General features: G+C 65.2%; 19 protein-coding genes. 13 read left to right on the top strand and 6 right to left on the bottom strand.

Going from position 1 to position 19,843, the window contains the following annotated elements:
• Positions 1-71 precede the first annotated feature (71 nt).
• The 3 genes from F2P45_RS14260 to F2P45_RS14250 form a co-directional block, all read right to left on the bottom strand.
• Positions 72-1,250, bottom strand: coding sequence for an acetyl-CoA C-acetyltransferase (locus F2P45_RS14260; RefSeq protein ID WP_166875999.1), 1,179 nt, complete (start codon positions 1,248-1,250; stop codon positions 72-74).
• Positions 1,251-1,315: 65 nt separating this feature from the next.
• The gene (locus tag F2P45_RS14255) at positions 1,316-1,681 is read right to left on the bottom strand and encodes a hypothetical protein (RefSeq protein WP_166875996.1); all 366 of its coding nucleotides are present in this window, start codon (positions 1,679-1,681) and stop codon (positions 1,316-1,318) included.
• A gap of 118 nt (positions 1,682-1,799) precedes the next feature.
• Positions 1,800-2,708, bottom strand: a complete 909-nt coding sequence (locus F2P45_RS14250) for a LysR family transcriptional regulator (RefSeq protein ID WP_166875993.1) — start codon at positions 2,706-2,708, stop codon at positions 1,800-1,802.
• Positions 2,709-2,817: 109 nt separating this feature from the next.
• Here F2P45_RS14250 and metE point away from each other — a divergent pair, with 109 nt between their 5' ends.
• The 4 genes from metE (at position 2,818) to minE (ending at position 7,270) form a co-directional block, all read left to right on the top strand.
• Positions 2,818-5,109 (top strand): 5-methyltetrahydropteroyltriglutamate--homocysteine S-methyltransferase, encoded by a 2,292-nt coding sequence (metE, locus tag F2P45_RS14245; RefSeq protein WP_166875991.1) that lies wholly within the window; start codon positions 2,818-2,820, stop codon positions 5,107-5,109.
• A gap of 315 nt (positions 5,110-5,424) precedes the next feature.
• On the top strand, positions 5,425-6,174 hold the full coding sequence (minC, locus tag F2P45_RS14240) for a septum site-determining protein MinC (protein WP_166875988.1): 750 nt from the start codon (positions 5,425-5,427) through the stop codon (positions 6,172-6,174).
• 27 nt (positions 6,175-6,201) lie between these two features.
• Positions 6,202-7,017, top strand: coding sequence for a septum site-determining protein MinD (gene minD / locus F2P45_RS14235; RefSeq protein WP_166875984.1), 816 nt, complete (start codon positions 6,202-6,204; stop codon positions 7,015-7,017).
• A 1-nt stretch (position 7,018) separates the two neighbouring features.
• Positions 7,019-7,270, top strand: a complete 252-nt coding sequence (gene minE, locus F2P45_RS14230; RefSeq protein WP_166875981.1) for a cell division topological specificity factor MinE — start codon at positions 7,019-7,021, stop codon at positions 7,268-7,270.
• Between the two features lie 45 nt (positions 7,271-7,315).
• Here minE and F2P45_RS14225 read toward each other — a convergent pair whose 3' ends face one another.
• Positions 7,316-7,807 (bottom strand): hypothetical protein, encoded by a 492-nt coding sequence (locus tag F2P45_RS14225; protein WP_166875978.1) that lies wholly within the window; start codon positions 7,805-7,807, stop codon positions 7,316-7,318.
• Positions 7,808-8,049: 242 nt separating this feature from the next.
• Between F2P45_RS14225 and F2P45_RS14220 the strand changes: the two genes are divergently transcribed.
• Entirely contained in the window at positions 8,050-8,739 is a 690-nt protein-coding gene (locus tag F2P45_RS14220) for a response regulator transcription factor (protein ID WP_166875976.1), read from the top strand.
• A 32-nt stretch (positions 8,740-8,771) separates the two neighbouring features.
• On the opposite strand, the gene F2P45_RS14215 is transcribed toward F2P45_RS14220, so the two are convergent.
• Complete coding sequence (locus F2P45_RS14215) at positions 8,772-9,416, bottom strand: hypothetical protein (protein WP_166875973.1); 645 nt, start codon at positions 9,414-9,416, stop codon at positions 8,772-8,774.
• A 349-nt stretch (positions 9,417-9,765) separates the two neighbouring features.
• Between F2P45_RS14215 and hemA the strand changes: the two genes are divergently transcribed.
• From hemA to F2P45_RS14175, 8 genes are all read left to right on the top strand, one after another.
• On the top strand, positions 9,766-11,040 hold the full coding sequence (hemA, locus tag F2P45_RS14210) for a glutamyl-tRNA reductase (protein WP_166875970.1): 1,275 nt from the start codon (positions 9,766-9,768) through the stop codon (positions 11,038-11,040).
• Positions 11,041-11,118: 78 nt separating this feature from the next.
• Complete coding sequence (gene prfA, locus F2P45_RS14205; RefSeq protein WP_166875968.1) at positions 11,119-12,195, top strand: peptide chain release factor 1; 1,077 nt, start codon at positions 11,119-11,121, stop codon at positions 12,193-12,195.
• Between the two features lie 93 nt (positions 12,196-12,288).
• On the top strand, positions 12,289-12,762 hold the full coding sequence (locus tag F2P45_RS14200) for a disulfide bond formation protein B (protein ID WP_166875965.1): 474 nt from the start codon (positions 12,289-12,291) through the stop codon (positions 12,760-12,762).
• 2 nt (positions 12,763-12,764) lie between these two features.
• Positions 12,765-13,598, top strand: coding sequence for a peptide chain release factor N(5)-glutamine methyltransferase (gene prmC / locus F2P45_RS14195; protein ID WP_166875962.1), 834 nt, complete (start codon positions 12,765-12,767; stop codon positions 13,596-13,598).
• 47 nt (positions 13,599-13,645) lie between these two features.
• Positions 13,646-15,451 (top strand): DUF885 domain-containing protein, encoded by a 1,806-nt coding sequence (locus F2P45_RS14190; protein ID WP_166875960.1) that lies wholly within the window; start codon positions 13,646-13,648, stop codon positions 15,449-15,451.
• A 132-nt stretch (positions 15,452-15,583) separates the two neighbouring features.
• Positions 15,584-17,176, top strand: a complete 1,593-nt coding sequence (gene gshA, locus F2P45_RS14185; RefSeq protein ID WP_166875957.1) for a glutamate--cysteine ligase — start codon at positions 15,584-15,586, stop codon at positions 17,174-17,176.
• Between the two features lie 50 nt (positions 17,177-17,226).
• Positions 17,227-18,270 (top strand): histone deacetylase family protein, encoded by a 1,044-nt coding sequence (locus F2P45_RS14180; RefSeq protein WP_166875954.1) that lies wholly within the window; start codon positions 17,227-17,229, stop codon positions 18,268-18,270.
• Positions 18,271-18,295: 25 nt separating this feature from the next.
• Positions 18,296-18,763 (top strand): GNAT family N-acetyltransferase, encoded by a 468-nt coding sequence (locus F2P45_RS14175; protein WP_166875951.1) that lies wholly within the window; start codon positions 18,296-18,298, stop codon positions 18,761-18,763.
• Here F2P45_RS14175 and F2P45_RS14170 read toward each other — a convergent pair.
• Entirely contained in the window at positions 18,738-19,835 is a 1,098-nt protein-coding gene (locus F2P45_RS14170; RefSeq protein WP_166875949.1) for an HAF repeat-containing PEP-CTERM protein, read from the bottom strand. The two genes, F2P45_RS14175 and F2P45_RS14170, sit on opposite strands and share 26 nt — an antisense overlap.
• Between the last annotated feature and the right edge of the window lie 8 nt (positions 19,836-19,843).

Here is a 19,843-nt window from a genome sequence, read left to right as displayed (position 1 = left end):
GCCGCCGGGTCGTGCCCGGCTGCGTTCATTGTCGCTCCGTGTTACCCCATTGCGCTTGCGCGCAACGCGGCTCAGTCGCGTTCCACTGCCAAAGCAACTCCCATGCCGCCGCCGATGCACAGGCTGGCCAGCCCGCGCTTGGCGTCGCGGCGGATCATTTCGTGCAGCAAGGTCACCAGCACGCGGCAGCCCGACGCACCAATTGGGTGCCCCAGTGCAATCGCGCCGCCGTTGACGTTGATCTTGCTGGTATCCCAGCCCATCTCTTTGTTGACGGCAACTGCTTGCGCGGCGAAGGCTTCGTTGATTTCCATCAGGTCCACGTCTTCATGCTTCCAGCCGGCTTTTTGCAGGCACAGCTTGGTCGCCGAGACCGGACCCATGCCCATGATGGTCGGGTCCAGCCCGGCCGACGAATAGGCCTTGATGCGCGCCAGCGGCTTGAGGCCCAGTTCCCTGGCTTTGGAAGCGGACATCATGATCACGGCGGCGGCGCCATCGTTCAGGCCCGACGCATTGCCGGCCGTAACGGTACCAGCTTTGTCGAAAGCGGGGCGCAGGCTGGCCAGCGATTCGAGCGTGCTGCCGTGCTTCGGATACTCGTCGGTGTCGAACACGACGGTGCCCTTCTTGGACACGATTTCGAAGGGAATGATTTCATCCTTGAACTTGCCGGCCTTTTGCGCGGCCTCGGCCTTGAGTTGCGACTGCAGCGCGAATTCGTCCTGCTCGGCGCGCGAGACGTCATACTTCCTGGCGACGTTTTCGGCGGTCACGCCCATGTGGTACTGGTTGAAGGCGTCCCACAGGCCGTCCACGATCATGGTGTCGACCAGCTTGGTGTCGCCCATGCGGAAACCGTCGCGCGAGCCGGGCAGCACGTGCGGCGAGGCGCTCATGTTTTCCTGGCCGCCGGCGATGATGATGTCGGCGTCGCCGCATTTGATGGCCTGGGCCGCCAGGTGGGTGGCCTTCAGGCCGCTGCCGCAGACTTTACCGACGGTAAACGCCGGCACCATGTCGGGCAAGCCGGCCTTGAGGGCGGCCTGGCGCGCAGGACCCTGGCCGGCACCGGCGGTCAGCACCTGGCCGAGGATGACCTCGTTCACTTTGGCCGGATCGAGATCGATCTTCGCCAGCAGGTGCTTGATGACGTGGGCGCCCAGTTCGGCGGCGGGGATTTTCGCCAGTGCGCCGCCAAATTTGCCGACTGCGGTACGGCCAGCGGCCACGATTACGACGTCTTCCATGTGAATCTCCGATGTGCTGTTGCCTGGCGCTGTGGCCAGTGGGGTTTCAAGTGAGCGGCCTTGCACTAGGCTGTCCCGGTGCCGGTCGCCGTTGCCGGCGCTGCTCCGGCCGGCGGCGCGGCCAGTTGGGGCCGACCGAAAAATGCTAACTGCCATGCATCGCGCGGAACCGGGGTCAGCCAGTTGCTGGCGCCGCCCGCGCAGTGCCACTGCCGGGTTGCGACGGTGGCCGTGGCGAGCAGGGTTCTTATCGAATCGACATTGACTTCCGCTGCGGACATACAAGCATCCATGCCTGCATGGACGCTGCGTTCAAGCATGCCCGCGTGGGCGTCGAACAATTCCCGCATGGAGCGGAAAAATGGGTCAGAACTTGAAAACATGGTTTCCCTTTTCAGATGAACAGGCTTTGACAGCACATAGCGTGACAAAGTCCTCCATCTTAGTTTTCCAGATTCCGTTCGAGTTTGAGCAAAATCAATCTTATCAGCTTATTTACTAAAAACAATCGGGGATTGCCGTGCAGCCGCAAATTACCCCGCCTGAATATCAGCTAAGCAAGGTGATGCCGTCGAGCGTGCGCGCGCATTGTTCGCGGATCACGCCGACGAAGTCGCTCACGTAGGCCTTGGCGGCCAGCGCCGGCGGCACCGAGACGAACAGGTCGCTCCACAGGCCGAACTCGCCCACCGGGCGCGACAGCACGTAATCGTAATCGACGTAGTTCTTGATGGCCCAGTTGGGCAGTGCGGCCAGGCCGCGCCGGCTGGCGACGAGCTGGAGGATGGCGACGGTCAGCTCGGCGGTGCGGCGTTCGAAGCGTACATTGGCCGGACGCAAGACTTCACGGATCAGGTCGATCCGCTGTTCCGGCACCGGGTAGGTAATCAGGGTTTCGCCCTCAAAATCGGCCGCTTCCAGGCGGCGCTGGGTGGCCAGCCGGTGTTTCTGGGCCAGCACCACCAGGATTTCGAAGCGGAACAGGGGGAATACGGTGTACTCGGGGCCGCCCGCCGAACCGATCACCAGGTCGGCCTGGCCGCTGCGCAGCAGTTCGATCGGCTCGCTGTGAAAGCCCGACACCAGGTCGATTTCGACGTCGGGCCAGCGCTGGCGGAAGGCGTCCATCACCGGCATCAGCCAGTCGAAGCAGGTATGGCATTCGAGCGCCACGCGCAACTGGCCTTTGTCGCCCTGCGACAGGCGCGCCACGTCGCGTTCGGCCTGCTCGACCTCGGGCAAGACATCGTCGGCCAGCGCCAGCAGGCGCATGCCGGTGGCGGTAAACGCGATCGGCAGCGACTTGCGCTCGAACAGGGGGGCGCCGTAGCGCTCCTCCATCAGCTTGATCTGGTGCGACAGGGCCGATTGCGTCAGGTTCAGTAGTTGGGCGGCACGCACCAGGCTGCCGGATGAGCGCAAGGCGGTGAGCGTGCGCAGGTGTCGAAGTTCTAGCATGGTCTCGGTCAATGAAAATTTTTCATGCGGAACTGCAAAAGGTTTCGTTTTGATTATATGACACTTTGCCGCAAACTTTACACACCAACAATGAAATCTCGATGACATCATGAAAACGCTGCACACTCACGTACTTGGCTTCCCCCGCATCGGCGCGCGCCGCGAACTGAAAACCGCCCTCGAAGCCTTCTGGCGCGGCGAGATCGGCGAGGCCGGGCTGGAAGCGGCCGGCGCCGCCTTGCGCGCGCGCCACTGGGCCTTGCAGGCCGAGGCCGGGCTGGAACTGGTGACCGTGGGCGACTTCGCCTTGTACGACCAGGTTGCCGGCCACATCCAGCTGTTCGGCTGCGAACCGGCGCGCTTCGGTTTCGACACCGCGGCCACGCCGCTGACGCGCTATTTCGCGATGGCGCGCGGCGAGCACGCCGATTGCTGCGCCCACCCGCATGGCGCACAGGCCGGCAGCCATGCGCTCGACATGACCAAGTGGTTCGACACCAACTATCATTATCTGGTCCCCGAATTCGGCCCGGACACCGCGTTCACGCTGGCCGCCGAGCGCCTGCTGGCGGAAGTGGCCGAGGCGCAGGCGCTCGGCCACCGGGTCAAGGCCAGCCTGATCGGTCCGCTCACCTTCCTGTGGCTGGGCACGGCGCGCGCGAACGGTTTCGACCGCCTGAGCCTGCTGGAGAAGCTGCTGCCCGTCTACACGGCCCTGTTGATACGCCTCAAAGCCCAGGGCGTGGAATGGGTGCAGGTGGACGAACCGATCCTCGGGCTGGACTTGCCGCAGGAATGGCGCAACGCCTTCGAAATCGCCTACTGGCTGCTGGCGCAGTCCGGCGCGCGCATCATGCTGGCGACCTATTTTTCACCGCTGGAAGAAAACCTCGGCCTGGCCTGCCGCCTGCCGGTGGCCGGCCTGCATGTGGACGGCGTACGCGCGGCCCACGAACTGACCAGCGTGTGCGACTGGCTGGCGCTGCCCAAGGTGCTGTCGGTCGGCATCGTCGACGGGCGCAACATCTGGCGCACCGATCTCGACGCGGCCATCGCCGTGCTGGCGCCGCTGCTCGACAAACGCGGCGAGCTCTGGCTGGCGCCCTCGTGTTCGCTGCTGCATGTGCCCCTGAGCCTGGCCGACGAAAGCGCGCTCGACCCCGAAGTGCGTTCGTGGCTGGCGTTTGCCACCGAAAAGCTGGCTGAACTGGCGACCCTGAAAGCCGCCTTGCGCGGCGACGATGCGCCGCAGCTGAGCGAGGCGCGCGCCGCGATTGCCGGCCGCGCGCGCAGCACCCGCGTCCATAGCGACGCCGTGGCGGCCCGGGTGCACGCCTTGCCGGCCGGGGCCGACCGGCGCGCCGCCCCGTTTGCCGCGCGCCAGGCCGTGCAGCGTGCGCGCCTGCGCCTGCCGGCGTATCCGACCACCACGATCGGCTCGTTTCCGCAGACGGCGGCGATTCGCGCCGCGCGCGCCGCGTTTCGCCGCGGGGCCCTGCCGCTGGCGCAGTATCACAGCGCGATGCGCGCCGAAATCGCGCACGCGGTGGCGCGCCAGGAAGCCATCGGCCTCGACGTGCTGGTGCATGGCGAAGCCGAGCGCAACGACATGGTCGAGTATTTCGGCGAGCAGCTCGACGGCTTTGTGTTTACGCAGTACGGCTGGGTGCAGTCGTACGGCTCGCGCTGCGTCAAGCCGCCGGTGCTGTATGGCGACGTGGCGCGGGCGCGCGCGATGACGGTGCAGTGGTCGGTGCACGCGCAGAGCCTGTCGGCGCGCCCGGTCAAGGGCATGCTGACCGGGCCGGTGACCATCCTGCAATGGTCGTTCGTGCGCGACGACCAGCCGCGCGCGCTGACCGCGCTGCAGATCGCGCTGGCCATGCGCGACGAGGTGGCCGACTTGCAGGCGGCCGGGATCGGCATCATCCAGATCGACGAACCGGCCCTGCGCGAAGGCTTGCCGCTGCGGCGCGCGCGCTGGGACGATTACCTGGCCTGGGCCACGCGCGCGTTTCGCATCACGGCCGGCGCGGCGCGCGACGACACCCAGATCCATACGCATATGTGCTACGCCGAGTTCAACGACATCCTGCCGCAGATCGCCGCGCTCGACGCCGACGTGATCACGATCGAAACGAGCCGTTCGGACATGGCGCTGCTCGATGGCTTTGGGCAGTATCGCTATCCAAACGAGATCGGGCCGGGGGTGTACGACATTCACTCGCCGGCGGTGCCGGACACGGACGCCATCGAGCGCCTGCTGCGCAAGGCGGCGCAGGTGATTCCGGCGGCCAATTTGTGGGTCAATCCCGATTGCGGCCTGAAAACGCGCGGCTGGGCCGAGACCGAGGCGGCGCTGGTCAACATGGTGGCGGCGGCGCGCCGCATGCGGGCCTGACATCCCGGGTGTCCATCCCGGGTGTCATCCCGGGTGTCAGGTCTGACATTCGGACACGGCCTGTCCCGGGTGTCAGGTCTGACATTCGGACACGGCCTGAGCATTACACCTGTCATCCCGGGTGTCAGGTCTGACATTCGGACACGGCCTGAGCATTACACCAGCACTACCATGGCCGTCGACACCCTCAAAACCGGTTTGAAGTTGCCTCGCGGAACATGCGGGACAACCCTCCCCTAACCGCAATTTTCACAGTAGAATGCACGAGCCTGCGCCACTTTGGGCGATGATCCGCCCATCCCTCACGACTCGTCTATGCTCAAAAGCCCGTCCCAACTGCCTATCGAAATCAAGATTTCCACCGTGGTGGCGATCTCCACGATTCTGTACTCGGCCGACCCATTGGCGATCGATGCGGCGCTCAAGCAGATGACGGGCGGCTCGGCCGATTTCTTCGAAGACGAATTCGCCGTGATCGATATCAGCGCCCTGGCCGAGAACGCGCCGCGCATCGACTGGGACAAGATGGTCGGGCTGCTCAAGAAATACCACCTGAACGCGGTGGCCGTGCGCGGCGCCCCGGCATCCATGCACGATACGATCCGCGCGCGCGGGCTCTCGCTCGACGACGGCGCCAGCGGCGACAAGGCGCGCGCCGAAGCGCAAGCGCCCGCGCCCAGCGCGCCGGCGAGCGCAGCAGCCACGGCGCTCGTCACGCCCGGCACCATGATCATCGACACCCCGGTGCGCGCCGGCCAGCGCGTGTATGCGCGCGGCGGCGACCTGATCGTCACGGCGGTGGTCAACAACGGCGCCGAAATCATCGCCGACGGCAGCATCCATATTTACGCGTCGCTGTTCGGACGCGCACTGGCGGGCGCCTCGGGCAATGCCGATGCGCGCATCTTCGCCATGGCGATGCAGCCCGAGCTGGTCTCGATCGCCGGCGTCTACCGCACGTTCGAAGATGGCTTCGCGCCGCAGCTGGCACGCCAGCCGACGCAAATCCGCTTGATCGGCGACCGCATCGATATACTGTCGATCAGTCCGGCCTCCCGCGTTTAAATACCAGATACGAAAAAAGGACCCCCTGTGGCAAGAATTATTGTTGTGACTTCCGGCAAGGGTGGCGTCGGCAAGACGACCTCCAGCGCCAGCTTTTCTACCGGTCTGGCCATGCGTGGCCACAAGACCGCCGTGCTCGATTTCGACGTCGGCCTGCGCAATCTCGATCTGATCATGGGGTGCGAACGGCGCGTCGTCTACGACTTGATCAACGTCATCAATGGCGAAGCCTCGCTCAACCAGGCGCTGATCAAGGACAAACATTGCGACAACCTGTTCATCCTGCCGGCCTCGCAGACGCGCGACAAGGACGCCTTGTCGGAAGAAGGCGTCGAACGCGTGCTGCACGACCTGATCAACATGGGTTTCGAATACATCATCTGCGATTCGCCGGCCGGCATCGAGCATGGCGCGCTGATGGCGCTCACCTTCGCCGACGAAGCGATCATCGTGACCAATCCCGAAGTGTCGTCGGTGCGCGATTCGGACCGCATCCTCGGCATCATCCAGGCCAAGTCGCGGCGCGCCCAGACCGGCGCCGAGCCGGTCAAGGAACACCTGCTCATCACGCGCTACTCGCCCAAGCGGGTCGAGAACGACGAAATGCTGTCCTACCAGGATGTACAGGAAATCCTGCGCATTCCGCTGGTCGGCATCATTCCCGAGTCCGAGTCGGTGCTGCACGCATCGAACCAGGGCAATCCGGCGATTCATTTCAAGGGCACCGACGTGGCCGAGGCCTACGAGGACGTGGTCTCGCGCTTCCTCGGCGACGACGTGCCGCTGCGCTTTACCAGCTATGAAAAACCAGGCATATTCCAGCGCATCTTCGGAGTAAAGTGATATGGCCCTGCTTTCATTCCTGTTCCCCTCCAAGCCGAAAAGCGCCACCGCGGCCAAGGAGCGCCTGCAGATCATCATCGCGCGCGAACGCGGTCACCGCACCGGCCCGGACTTCCTGCCGGCGCTGCACCGCGAACTGCTGGAAGTGATCTCGAAGTACACCCGCGTCAATCCGGACGACATCAAACTGTCGCTGGACCGCCAGGGCAACCTGGAAGTGCTTGAAGTAAACGTGGTGCTGCCGGACACCTGATGCGAGCGCCCCAGCGCGCCGCTTCGGCATGCCAGGGCACCACGGCTAGCCGGCGCGCGCCGCCAGCAACTCCTGCGCCACCGTGGCGCAGGCGTCCACATGGTCGTAGCCGAGCTTGCGGAACACGGCAAACCCGATCGCCGCCGAGGCCACCTGGCCGGCCAGCGGCACGAAGCGCGCGGCCGACCTGGCAAACGACTTGAGGCTGCTGCGCTTGAGCAAGCGCACGGCCAGCTGGCGCGTGACCAACTTGCCGACCATCATCCCACCCAGCCCCGCCGCCGCACCGAACACAATGCGCCTGTAGGCCGGCTGCAAATGCTCGACCTGCTCGGCGGTGAGGCCGAAGGCGGCATTGACGTCGTTCACCATTCCGGTCAGCATGGTCAGGTCGGACATCACGTCCAGCCCGGGCACCGGCAGCGCGGACACCCCGGCCGAGACAGCCGCGCGGTTGCGCACCATGCGGCGGCATTCCTCGCGGACTTGCAAAATTGCTTCCGCATTGCCCGGAATCGCTGTCAAGTCATCTTTCATGGTGCTCCTTTCGATATGTAAATTTCCGTCAAGACTCAAAATGTCGATTGAAATCGGCGTTTTTCCAGTGTACCGTGTTATGAAACGAGGCGATGTACGACACACCAGTTCGTTGCCGGATGTAAATTAATGTGTTCCAATTTAGTGTTGCTTTGTAAAAGTCTGTTATATTCAGAGTAACTATTCTTCAGTAATAGTAGGACACTTCCTACAACACGTTTTTACGTTCGACATACGCCACCATGAGAATTGCCGTCCTAGACAATGACCGTAGCCAGGCAGACCTGATTTGCCAGGTGCTGACCTCCGCTGGACACGTCTGTCAGTCGTTTGACAGTGGTAAGGACTTGCTTGGACAGCTACGTAAAGACAGCTTCGACATGCTGATCCTCGACTGGCAGGTGGCCGACATGAACGGTACCGAAGTGCTGCGCCGCGCCAAGGAAAAGCTGCCCTCCACCACCCCCATGATGTTCCTTACCAGCAGCTCGGCCGAAGACGACATCGTGGCCGGCATCAGCGCCGGCGCCGACGATTACATGGTCAAGCCGCTGCGCCGCGGCGAACTGGTGGCGCGCGTGCAAGCCCTGCTGCGGCGCGCCTATCCGGCCCAGAACGGGGCCGAACAACTGCAGTTCGGACCGTATATTTTCGAAACCCGGCCGGGACGGTTGTTGATGGATGGCAATGTCATCGAGGTCACGCACAAGGAATTCTACCTGGCACTGTTGTTTTTTCGGAATATCGGCCGGCCGCTGTCGCGCGCATATATTCATGAAGCGGTGTGGATCCGCGAAACGGCGGTGCCGTCGCGCACCATGGATACCCATGTGTCGCGTGTAAGAAACAAATTGCAGCTGCGGCCGGAGAACGGCTTCCGGCTGGTGCCGGTGTACAGCTATGGGTACCGGCTGGAAAAGCTGGGGGCGTGAACTGGCGTGTGGCGTGTCCGCATCTGCCAGCGCTAACGCGGCCGGCAAGTGGTCCAGGTGGCCGGCAGGGGATCGTAGCTGGCCAGCCATAACACCAGTTGAGGATCGATCCAGCCGATCACTTCGGTCCCCCTGGCGTGCAAACCGAGCAGGTCGGGGTGCAACCATAAGAGTGGCTCATGGTGGAATACCCGATTGCGCAAGTCGCGCATCTGGTTCAGCGCCGATGAGACGGCATTGCGCTTGCGCTGCGCCTTCGGACAGCGGGGGAAAACCAGGCGCAAATCTTTCCATACGATAGGTGTAAAGCCGCCATTGAACAGCGAGCTCCAAAAACCGAAGGTCAACTCCGCGATAATCTTGTCGGACGTGGCCGCTTCAGCGCGCCGTTGCAGCCGTTCCTTCGCGCCAGTGACCTCTTTGGTCTGTCGCGCAAAGGCCGGATCGCCCGCCAACGCCTCCCACCAATCGGGCCGTTGAGACAGCGCGGACATGCGACGATGGATACCGTTTCGGAGTGCAATTTCCAGCACACTCAGCATGGGCATCATCGCTCCCGCCAGCAGCATATTGTTCACATACACGGATGCGGCCTTGACGTCGTCACCTGCGCACAAGGCTCGGTAACGGCCCAGCCGGGCAGGCGAAAAATGTCGCTCAAGGTCGGTCCATTTCATCTTGACACCTGCTTGATTTTTGAGCACCGAGTGCTATAATTTGCTGGCAGCCCTAGGAATGTCCTCTCCCAGCCACCCTTACTGGTGATGACACTAGGTCCGATCGTGGCCCCGGCTCCCCGGGGTCACCCACATTCCCGACCAACCCGCCCGCAGGCGGGTTTGTCATTTTTGGACCGACATGCTCGGGAATAGTTCAGTTAGCGGTCTTTGAACGCCGACAACACGGCTCCGCTGTCCCGGTTCATTCGCTACGATCGTTGCCCTCCCGCACCAAAAAACCCTCCTTTCAGTAGGTCCTTGACGCATCACGGTATAATGGCGCTACACATCCGTACACTGTAAAGCCATGCAACTGCTCGCCGTCGGCCTCAACCACACCACCGCACCGGTCTCGCTTCGCGAGCAGCTGGCGCTCGCGCCCGACCAGCTCGGCCAGGCGGTGCAGGCTGCGCGCGGCTGGTTTGCCCGCATCGACAACCGTGGCGGCGACGAAGCGGCGATCCTCTCGACCTGCAACCGCACCGAGATGTACGCCGCCAGCGATGTCGCCAATCCGCTCGATGCGAGCGCCCACTTCCTGGCCGATTACCACAAGCTCAACTTCGCCGAACTGCGACCGCATCTGTACATGCTGCCGCACGATGCCGCCGTGCGTCATGCATTCCGGGTCGCCTCGGGTCTCGATTCCATGGTCCTGGGCGAACCGCAGATCCTCGGCCAGATGAAAGACGCGATGCGCCTGGCCGACGAAGCCGGGGGCCTCGGCACCTATCTGCACCAGCTGTTCCAGCGCAGTTTTTCGGTGGCCAAGGAAGTGCGCAGCACCACCGAAATCGGCGCCCACAGCGTGTCCATGGCCGCCGCCGCGGTGCGCCTGTCGCAGCGCATCTTCGACAAGATCTCCGACCAGAACGTGCTGTTCATCGGCGCCGGCGAAATGATCGAGCTCTGTGCCACGCATTTCGCGGCCCAGAACCCGAAAAACATCACCATCGCCAACCGCACCATGGAGCGCGGCGAAACCTTGGCGCACCGCTTCAACGGCCGTGCGATCCGCCTGGCCGCGCTGCCCGAGCAGCTGGCGCAGTTCGACATCGTCATCTCGTGCACCGCGTCCTCGCTGCCGCTGATCGGCCTCGGCCTGGTCGAGCGCGCGATCAAGACGCGCCGCCACAAACCGATGTTCATGGTCGACCTGGCGGTGCCGCGCGATATCGAGCCCGAAGTCGGCCGCCTCGACGACGTGTTCCTGTACACCGTCGACGACCTCGGACAAGTGGTCCAGACTGGCCTGGAGAGCCGCCAGGCCGCCGTGGCCCAGGCCGAGGCCATCATCGAAACGCGGGTGCAGTCGTTCATGCACTGGATCGACGACCGCGCCATGGTGCCGGTGATCCAGGACCTGCAAGAGAACAGCGAAGCGATGCGCCTGTTCGAACTCGAACGCGCCAAAAAAATGCTGGCGCGCGGCGACGATGTCGACGCCGTGCTCGATGCCCTCTCCAAGGGCCTGACCGCCAAGTTCCTGCACGGCCCGCAGCAGGCGCTGCACCGCGCCCAGGGCGACGAGCGCGCCCGCCTCGCGACCCTGCTGCCCCAGTTGTTCCGCGGCCGCCGTTAGCGCTTCCGCTTGTCCCCTGCCGCGCCACCTGTGCGCGGCCGTTCCCTGTCAGTCCCCCTTACCTTACCCGAGCACCCTATGAAACCATCGATGCTGGCCAAGCTGGATCAACTGGCCAACCGTCTTGTCGAACTTGACGAATTGCTCATGAGCGAAGGCGCGACCTCGAACATGGACGCCTACCGCAAGATGACGCGCGAGCACGCCGAAATCGGCCCGCTGGTGGCCTTGTTCAAGGAGTACCAGAGTGCCCAGAACGATATCGCCGAAGCGCAGGAGATGCTGGCGGACCCCGAGATGAAGGACTTCGCGCAGGATGAAATCGAAGCCGGCAAGGCGCGCGTGGCGCAGCTGGAAATGGACCTGCAAAAGATGCTGCTCCCGAAAGACGTCAACGACGAGCGCAACATCTTCCTCGAAATCCGCGCCGGCACCGGCGGCGACGAGTCGGCCCTGTTCGCGGGCGACCTGCTGCGCATGTACGTGCGCTTCGCCGAGCGCAATCGCTGGCAGGTCGAGACGGTCTCGGAATCGGTCTCGGACCTGGGCGGCTACCGCGAAGTGATCGTGCGCCTGATCGGCAACGGCGCCTACTCCAAGCTCAAGTTCGAGTCCGGCGGACACCGCGTGCAGCGCGTGCCGGCCACCGAAACCCAGGGCCGCATCCACACCTCGGCCTGCACCGTGGCGGTGATGCCGGAAGCGGACGAAGTCGAAGACGTCAACATCAACCCGGCCGACCTGCGCATCGACACCTACCGCGCCTCGGGCGCCGGCGGGCAGCACATCAACAAGACCGATTCGGCGGTGCGCATCACCCACCTGCCGACCGGGATCGTGGTCGAATGCCAGGACGACCGCAGCCAGCACAAGAACAAGGCCTCGGCGCTCAAGGTGCTGGCGGCGCGCATCAAGGACGTGCAGCTGCGCGAGCAGCAGTCGAAGGAAGCGGCCACCCGCAAGAGCCTGATCGGCTCGGGCGACCGCAGCGAGCGGATTCGCACCTATAATTTTCCGCAGGGCCGCATGACGGACCACCGCATCAACCTGACCTTGTATAAACTCGACTTCATCATGGACGGCGAACTGACCGAATTGACCAACGCGCTGGCGGCCGAACACCAGGCCGAATTGCTGGCGGCCCTTGGCGATTAAACAATTCATAAGCCGGACGTTGTAGACTGTGCAATGCGGCCTACCCAAGCCGCATGTGAAGACGCATATAAAACACTACTAGGACTTGAAACGATGCCCAACAACCGCACGATCCTGATGACCCTTTCCGCCATCTGCTTCGCCCTGCTTGGCGCGGCACTGTATCTGCAGCACTACAAGAACATGCTGCCATGCCCGCTGTGCGTGATCCAGCGCTACGCCTATTTCTTCTGCGGGCTGGTGTGCCTGGCGGCGGCGTCGGCCAAGCAGTTCAAATTGTGGAGCTTCTTCGGCCTGGCCGGTGCGCTGGCGGGCCTGTTCTACGCCGGCAAGCAGCTGTGGGTGCTGGCCCATCCGGGTTTCTCGTGCGGGATCGACCCGATGCAGACCATGCTCAATAAAGTCCCGACCGCGGTCTACCTGCCCTGGATCTTCGAGGCCGACGGCCTGTGCGAAGATGCGGTCGACACCCTGCTCGGCCTGTCGATCCCGCAATGGTCGGCACTCTGGTTCGCCATCATCAGCGCCTCGCTGCTGTTCGTGCTGGTACGGCGCGGCAACCGCTGATCATGTGGACCATGAGCGCCGGCCAGCGCATCGGCGCGCTGCAGTCGCTGCTGCCGCTCGACCCGCTGGAAAACCGCATCCTGGCCTGCCATGCGCTCGGCATCACGCGCATCGGCCTGATCACCCAGTCGGAACGGCTGCTCACGGGCGCTGAAGCGGCCGCGCTGGCGGCCCTGGTGGAGCGGCGCCTGGCGGGCGAACCGATTGCCTACATCGTCGGACGGCGCGAATTCTACGGCCTCGATTTCGCCGTCAACCCGGCGGTGCTGATTCCCCGTCCCGATACTGAACTGCTGGTCGAGCTGGCGCTCGCACGCCTGCCGGTGCGCGGCCGCATGCTCGACATGGGCACCGGCAGCGGCGCCATCGCGGTGGCCGTGGCGCACACCCGGCCCGACGCCGGCGTCACGGCGCTCGACGTCAGCGGCGCCGCGCTGGAAGTGGCGCGCGCCAACGCGCAAGCCAACCGCGCCGCCGTGCGCTTCGTGCAAAGCGACTGGTTCGGCGCCATCGCCGCCGAATCGTTCGACCTGATCGTCGCCAATCCCCCCTACATCGCCGACGGCGACGTCCACCTGGTCCAGGGTGATTTGCGCTTCGAGCCGGCCGGCGCGCTGACCGACCATGCCGACGGCCTGTCGGCGCTGCGCACCATTGTGGCTGGCGCGCCACACCATCTGGCGCCGGCCGGCTGGCTGCTGATGGAGCACGGCTACGACCAGGCGGCCCAGGTACGCGCCCTGCTGGCGGCCGGCGGCTACAGCGAGGTGCAAAGCTGGCTTGACCTGGCCGGCATCGAGCGCGTCAGCGGCGGACGGGCCGGCGCCGCCACATAAGTTCTGCGGTGCAAGGTGCGCGCCGTCCCCTTTGCTAAAATGACCAGATGCGCAAACTGTTCGCCACCTGTGTCCTGATGCTCGCCCCGCTGGCCGCCGGCGCGGGGCAAGCCGTCGTGCCCGAGCGCGCCGCCGCCGAACGGCCGGCCGTCGAACGCTTGAGCGCGGACCAGCAGGCGCGCGCGCTGTTCGACGGCGACTGGGAATGGCGCCTGCAAAACCAGCCCGAATACGCCACCTCGGTGGGCGACTACCGCTACGACGCGGCCCTGAGCGACACCACCCTGGCCGCCAGCCGGGCCGCCAATGCGCACCAGCGCAAGATGCTCGACCAGGCCAGGCAGATCGAACGCGACAAGCTCAGTGCCCAGCAGCAGCTCTCCTACGACCTGTTCGTGTGGGAGAAAGAGCAGGCGGTCAAGGCGGCCGCCCTGTACCCGTTCCAGGCGCAGCCGCTGAGCGCTTACGCGGGTGTCCACATCACCCTGGCGCAACTGGCCGCGCAGATGCCGTTCGCCACCGAGAGCGACTACCGCAATTACCTGGCGCGCCTGGACGCGGTGCCGGCCCACGTCACGGGCCTGATCGAACAGCTGCGCGAAGGCATGCGCAGCGGCTGGGTGGCGCCCAGGGTGACCGTGCGCGCGGTGCCGCCGCTGCTCAAGCAGCTGCGCGAAAACGCGGTCGACGGTCCGCTCGGCCAGCCGTTCCGCCAGATTCCGGCCAGCATCGACAAGCCGGTGCGCGACGCCCTCGCGCTGGCCGGTCCGGTGGCGTTGCGCAACCGCGTGGCGCCGGCGCTGCAGGAGCTGGAAGACTTCCTGCGCAGCGAATACGTGCCGGTGGCGCGCGAGTCGATCGCGGCCAGCGCGCTGCCCTCCGGGCTCGATTACTACCTGCTGGCGGTGACGCGCCAGACCACCATCGAAATGGCGCCGGCCGCCATCCACGCGCTCGGCATCAGGGAAGTGGCGCGCCTGCGCGGCGAGATGACGGCGGCCATCGCGCGCACCGGTTTTAGCGGCAGCTTCGCCCAGTTCATCGTCTTCGCCAAGTCCGATCCGCGCCTGTTCTACACCAGCGGCGACTCGCTGCTGGCGCGCTACCGGCGCATCATCACGCGCGCCAGCGCGGCCGTGCCGAAGCTGTTCGCGGCCGCGCCCACGCAGGAAGTGCTGGTCAAGGCGGCCACCGGCGCCGGCACCGACAAACTGGGCGCGGCCTGGTACGAAGCCGGCAGCGCCGACCGTCCGGCGGCGTTCGTGGTCAACACCTCGCTGATGGAAACGCGCCCCATGTGGGAGATGGAAACGCTGGCCCTGCACGAAGCGCTGCCCGGCCACCACCTGCAGGTGGCGCGCGCGGCCGACATCGCCGACCTGCCGGCCTTCCGCCGCCACGGCTGGCACGGCGCGTATGGCGAAGGCTGGGCCCTGTACGCCGAGACGCTCGGCCCAGAGCTGGGGTTTTACAAGGATGCGTTTTCGGCCTTCGGGCACCTGAACGCCGAGATGTTCCGCGCGGTGCGGCTGGTGGTCGATACCGGCATCCACACCCAGGGCTGGACGCGCCAGCAGGCGCTCGACTACATGAACGCCAACACCGCCAACGCGCCGGGCGACAATGAACTGGAAGTGGACCGCTACATCGCCTGGCCGGCGCAGGCGCTCGGCTACAAGGTCGGGCAGCTGAAAATCCGCGCGCTGCGCGACAAGGCGCAGGCGGCGCTGGGCGACAAATTCGACATCCGGCGCTTTCACAGCGTGGTGCTCGACCAGGGTCCGCTGACCCTGGCGCTGCTCGAACAGCAGGTCGATGCGTGGATCGCGGCGGCCAAAAAACCGGCGTCCTAGGACGACGGCGTTGCGTATAAAATAAGAAACGACGCCCCATCCCGGCAGGAAATTCCAACCTCAGGCGCGCTGGCCGGATTTCGGTTAATCTCGCAGCACTTACCTATTTGGCAGTACAAGAAAGGATTCACCGTGTCGAACCAACTGACCCGCCGCCTGGCCCTGCTCGACGATGATGAACACCGCGCCCTGCTGGGCCAGGGCCTGCGCGGCATCGAGCGCGAAACCCTGCGCGTGGACCGCGCCGGACGCCTGGCGCGCAGTCCGCACCCGGAGGCGCTGGGCGCCGCCCTGACCCACCCGCAGATCACCACCGACTACGCCGAAGCCCTGCTCGAATTCATCACGCCGGCCGAAAACGATATCGGCACCACCCTGCACAAGCTCGACGCCATCCACCGCTACGCCTACACCAGGCTGGGCGACGAAATGCTGTGGAGCGAATCGATGCCGTGCGAACTGCCGGCCGAAGAAGAGATCGACATCGCCTGGTACGGCAAGTCGAACATCGGCATGCTCAAACACGTATACCGGCGCGGCCTGGCGCTGCGCTACGGTAAGGCGATGCAGTGCATCGCCGGCATCCACTACAACTACTCGCTGCCGGAGCAGATGTTCCAGCTGTTTTCCAGCAGCGAAGGCATCGCCCAGGAACGGCGCAGCGCGCTGCGCGACTTCCAGTCCGAAAGCTACATCGCCCTGATCCGCAACTTCCGCCGCTACAGCTGGCTGCTGATGTACCTGTTCGGCGCCTCGCCGGCGCTCTCCACCGGCTTCTTGCGCGGGCGCGAACACCAGCTCGAAAAACTATCAAGCGACACCCTGTACCTGCCGTATGCGACCAGCCTGCGCATGAGCGACCTGGGTTACCAGAACGACGCGCAATCGGGCCTGACGCCGCACGAGAACTCGCTCGAAAGCTACGTCAGCACCCTGATGGATGCCGTCAACCGCCCGTACAAGCCGTACCAGGCGCTCGGCACCAAGCGCGATGGCGAATGGATCCAGCTCTCGACCAACGTGCTGCAGATCGAGAACGAATACTATTCGACCATTCGTCCCAAGCGCGTGATCCGCACCGGCGAGCGTCCGGTGCAGGCGCTGTGCAAGCGCGGCGTGCAGTACATCGAAGTGCGCTGCCTCGATGTCGATCCGTTCGAGGCGATCGGCATCAGCGTCGAGACGGGCCGCTTCATGGATGCCTTCCTGCTGTTCTGCGCGCTCGACGAGAGCCCGCTGATCAACCACATGGAAAGCCAGGTCCACGCGCGCAATTTCGCGCGCACGGTGAAGGAAGGCCGCCGTCCCGGATTGACCCTGACGCGCAACGGCGAAGAGATCGCGCTGCAGGCCTGGGCCAATGAACTGATCGAGCGCATCGCCCCGGTGGCGGCACTGCTCGACAGCCAGCATAATGAAGACGGCGTGCACGCGGCCTCGCTGGCCGCGCAGCGCGCCAAGGTCGCCAATCCGGCCCTGACGCCATCGGCACGGGTGCTGGACGAGGTGCGCGCACTCGGTTCCTCGGCCGCCTTCGGCCTGCGCCAGAGCGAGCTGCATGCGGCCTCGTTCCGCGACAGCCCGCTGATGCCGGCCGAAGCGGCGCTGTTCGACGAGATGGCGGCCGCCTCGCTGGCCGAACAGGCGATCATCGAGCAGACCCAGAGCGGCAACTTCGACGACTTTGTGGCGGCGTACAACAGCAGCACATTATGTGGTGACTGAGGTGGTGACTGAGATGGCGACCGAGGCGGTGACTGACAGCGGGAGCGGCCGTGCTGACCTTCTATAACGAGCACCATGCCCAGCATCGGGGGCGCCACGAGATGTTCCGCGGCGCCCTCGTGCCCTGCTTCGAAAAGCCGGAGCGGGTCGAGATGGTGCTGGCCGAATTCGAACGGCGCGGCCTGGGCAAGGTGGTCACGCCGCACGGCGTGTCGCTGGTCTCGCTCGAACGCATCCACACCCCGCGCTACCTGCATTTTTTGCGCAGCGCCTGGAGCGAGTGGGTCGCGCTCGACGAAGCCAATGCCGACAAGGACGCGTTTCCGTCGGTGTGGCCGATCCGCGGCATGCGCACCGATATCGAACCCGATAATTTCGCCGCGCGCATGGGCCTGTACTCGATGGACAGCGGCACCCCGCTCACGGCCGGCACCTGGATCGCCGCCAAGACCGGGGCCGACTGCGCGGTCAACGCCGCGCATGCGCTGCGCCTGGGCGAACGCGGCACCTTCGCGCTGACCCGCCCTCCCGGCCACCACGCGGGCGCCGATTTTTTCGGTGGCTACTGCTTCCTCAATAATGCCGCGCTGGCGGCCCAGCACCTGCTCGACGACGGCGCCAGGAAAGTCGCCATCCTCGATATCGACTACCACCATGGCAACGGCACGCAGAGCATTTTCTACGGCCGCAAGGACGTGCTGTTCATCTCGATCCATGCCGACCCGCGCGGCGAATATCCGTTCTACCTGGGGCACGCCGGCGAGACCGGCGAAGGCGAAGGCACGGGCTACAACATGAACCTGCCGCTGGCGGCCGGATCGACCCCGGCCCAGTGGTTCCTGGCGCTGGAGACGGCCTGCGTCAAGCTGGCCGGCTTCGCGCCCGACGCGCTGGTGGTCTCGCTCGGGGTCGACACCTTCGCCGGCGATCCGCTGTCGTCGTTCGCGCTGCAAAGCAGCGATTTCCTGCGCATCGGCGAACGCATCGCGCATACGGGTTTGCCGACCGCATTCGTGTTCGAAGGCGGCTACGCGGTCAGCGAGATCGGCATCAACGTGGTCAATGTGCTCGAAGGTTTTGAAACCGCTAACTAGACTGAAAACAATGAAAGACACAAGCATGCCCGTTAACCCGTCCATCGCCTGGGAATGGCGCCGCTTCGACCAACTGTCCGGCGCCGACCTGTACGCGGTCATGGCCAGCCGCCAGGATGTGTTCATCCTCGAACAGACCTGTTTGTATCCGGACCTCGATGGCAACGACCAGGGCGCGTACCACCTGCTCGGCTGGCATACGGTCGACGGCGCGCGCGTGCTGGCCGCCTACCTGCGCTGCCTCGCGCCGGGCGTGAAGTTCGACGAGGTCGCGCTCGGGCGCGTGCTGACCACCAGGAGCGCGCGCGGCGGCGGCAGCGGACGCGCCCTGCTGGCCGAAGGCATCGCCCGCGCCGAACGCCAGTATCCGGGCCAGCGCATCCGCATCGAGGCCCAGCAGCACCTCGAAGCCTTCTACGCCAGCTTCGGCTTCGCGACCGTCAGCGCGCCCTACGACGAAGACGGCATCATGCACATCGACATGCTGCGCTAAGGCGGCGGCGCCACGCCAGCCCAAGCAGCGCCAGTCCCGCCAGCAGCATGGCCATGGCCTGCGGCTCGGGCACGTGGCTGGCCAGCTGCAGCAGCAGGCCGCCGCACTCGTCGCCACGGCAGCCCCAGGCCGCGATCTGGCCGGCATCGTTGATGCCCACCGCGTCCTGCACCACCCAGCCCGGCGCCGGGTCGATCAGCGTGTTCAGGTCGCGCATCACGCCGTCGGCGTAGACGAAGCCGAACATGGAAGGGTTGGGCGGCTCGCCCAGATGGCCGACCACGTGGCCGAGGTTGTTGATCGCCGTGCCCCAGCTGAGCAAACCATTCAACGAGCCCAGCTTGCGCATGCTGCCGTCGGTATAGAGGAAGGCTTTTTCGCCGCCGTCCCAGCCGAAACCGGTGACCTGGCCCTTCTGGTTGATGGCGGCCGCGCCGCTCGAATCGTCGCTCCAGCCGGGCAATTTGCTCATCACCCCGTTCTGGTGGAGGAAGGCCGACACCGGGTACGGCCCATTCTGCTGCACGATCGAGGTGCCGACCACCTGGCCGGCATTGTTGATGCCGGCCGCCGCCGCGAAGTCGCCACCGAGCGTGCCGATATTTTTCATCGTGCCGCCGCTGTACAAGAAGGCGCCGTAGCCGGTGCCGGGCGCATTGAAATTGCCCACCACCTGGCCGGCGTCGTTGATGCCCGTGCCGCTGCTGTAGTCGCCACCGGCAAGCGTGCCCAGGTCGCTCATGCTGCCGTTGGCGTACTTGAACGCGTGGGTCTGGCCGCCGGCCGTGGTCGAATAGCCGGTCACCTCGCCCGCACTGTTGAGGGCGCTGGCGGCGCTGCTGGCGCCACCCAAGGTGCCGAGGTCGATCCCGCCGCCGGGCGACCAGAGCCAGGCGTGGTCGTCGCGCACCCCGGCGATCTGGCCGGCATTGTTGATGGCCGCCGGCATGAAGCCGGGCAGTTCGGTGACACTGTAGATGACAGTGGGAACGGGAGCGGGAGCGGCCACGGCCGGCGCCGCCAGCGAGGCCGCCACGGTCAAGCTCCACATCAGGCTGCAAAATGGGCGCATGGCATCAT

Source organism: Massilia mucilaginosa (assembly GCF_011682145.1).
GTDB classification, from domain to species: domain Bacteria; phylum Pseudomonadota; class Gammaproteobacteria; order Burkholderiales; family Burkholderiaceae_D; genus Telluria_A; species Telluria_A mucilaginosa.
Note: the sequence above shows the minus strand (reverse complement) of the source record. Positions and strands in the feature narration are given on the sequence as shown.

Coding starts and splice junctions, on each gene's coding strand:
- F2P45_RS14250 (WP_166875993.1), bottom strand. CDS start 2,708: ATGCTAGAACTTCGACACCTGCGCACGCTCACCGCCTTGCGCTCATCC.
- F2P45_RS14170 (WP_166875949.1), bottom strand. CDS start 19,835: ATGCGCCCATTTTGCAGCCTGATGTGGAGCTTGACCGTGGCGGCCTCG.
- F2P45_RS14190 (WP_166875960.1), top strand. CDS start 13,646: ATGCGCAAACTGTTCGCCACCTGTGTCCTGATGCTCGCCCCGCTGGCC.
- F2P45_RS14175 (WP_166875951.1), top strand. CDS start 18,296: ATGCCCGTTAACCCGTCCATCGCCTGGGAATGGCGCCGCTTCGACCAA.
- F2P45_RS14215 (WP_166875973.1), bottom strand. CDS start 9,416: ATGAAATGGACCGACCTTGAGCGACATTTTTCGCCTGCCCGGCTGGGC.
- F2P45_RS14200 (WP_166875965.1), top strand. CDS start 12,289: ATGCCCAACAACCGCACGATCCTGATGACCCTTTCCGCCATCTGCTTC.
- prmC (WP_166875962.1), top strand. CDS start 12,765: ATGTGGACCATGAGCGCCGGCCAGCGCATCGGCGCGCTGCAGTCGCTG.
- metE (WP_166875991.1), top strand. CDS start 2,818: ATGAAAACGCTGCACACTCACGTACTTGGCTTCCCCCGCATCGGCGCG.
- F2P45_RS14225 (WP_166875978.1), bottom strand. CDS start 7,807: ATGAAAGATGACTTGACAGCGATTCCGGGCAATGCGGAAGCAATTTTG.
- F2P45_RS14220 (WP_166875976.1), top strand. CDS start 8,050: ATGAGAATTGCCGTCCTAGACAATGACCGTAGCCAGGCAGACCTGATT.
- hemA (WP_166875970.1), top strand. CDS start 9,766: ATGCAACTGCTCGCCGTCGGCCTCAACCACACCACCGCACCGGTCTCG.
- minC (WP_166875988.1), top strand. CDS start 5,425: ATGCTCAAAAGCCCGTCCCAACTGCCTATCGAAATCAAGATTTCCACC.
- F2P45_RS14260 (WP_166875999.1), bottom strand. CDS start 1,250: ATGGAAGACGTCGTAATCGTGGCCGCTGGCCGTACCGCAGTCGGCAAA.
- prfA (WP_166875968.1), top strand. CDS start 11,119: ATGAAACCATCGATGCTGGCCAAGCTGGATCAACTGGCCAACCGTCTT.
- minE (WP_166875981.1), top strand. CDS start 7,019: ATGGCCCTGCTTTCATTCCTGTTCCCCTCCAAGCCGAAAAGCGCCACC.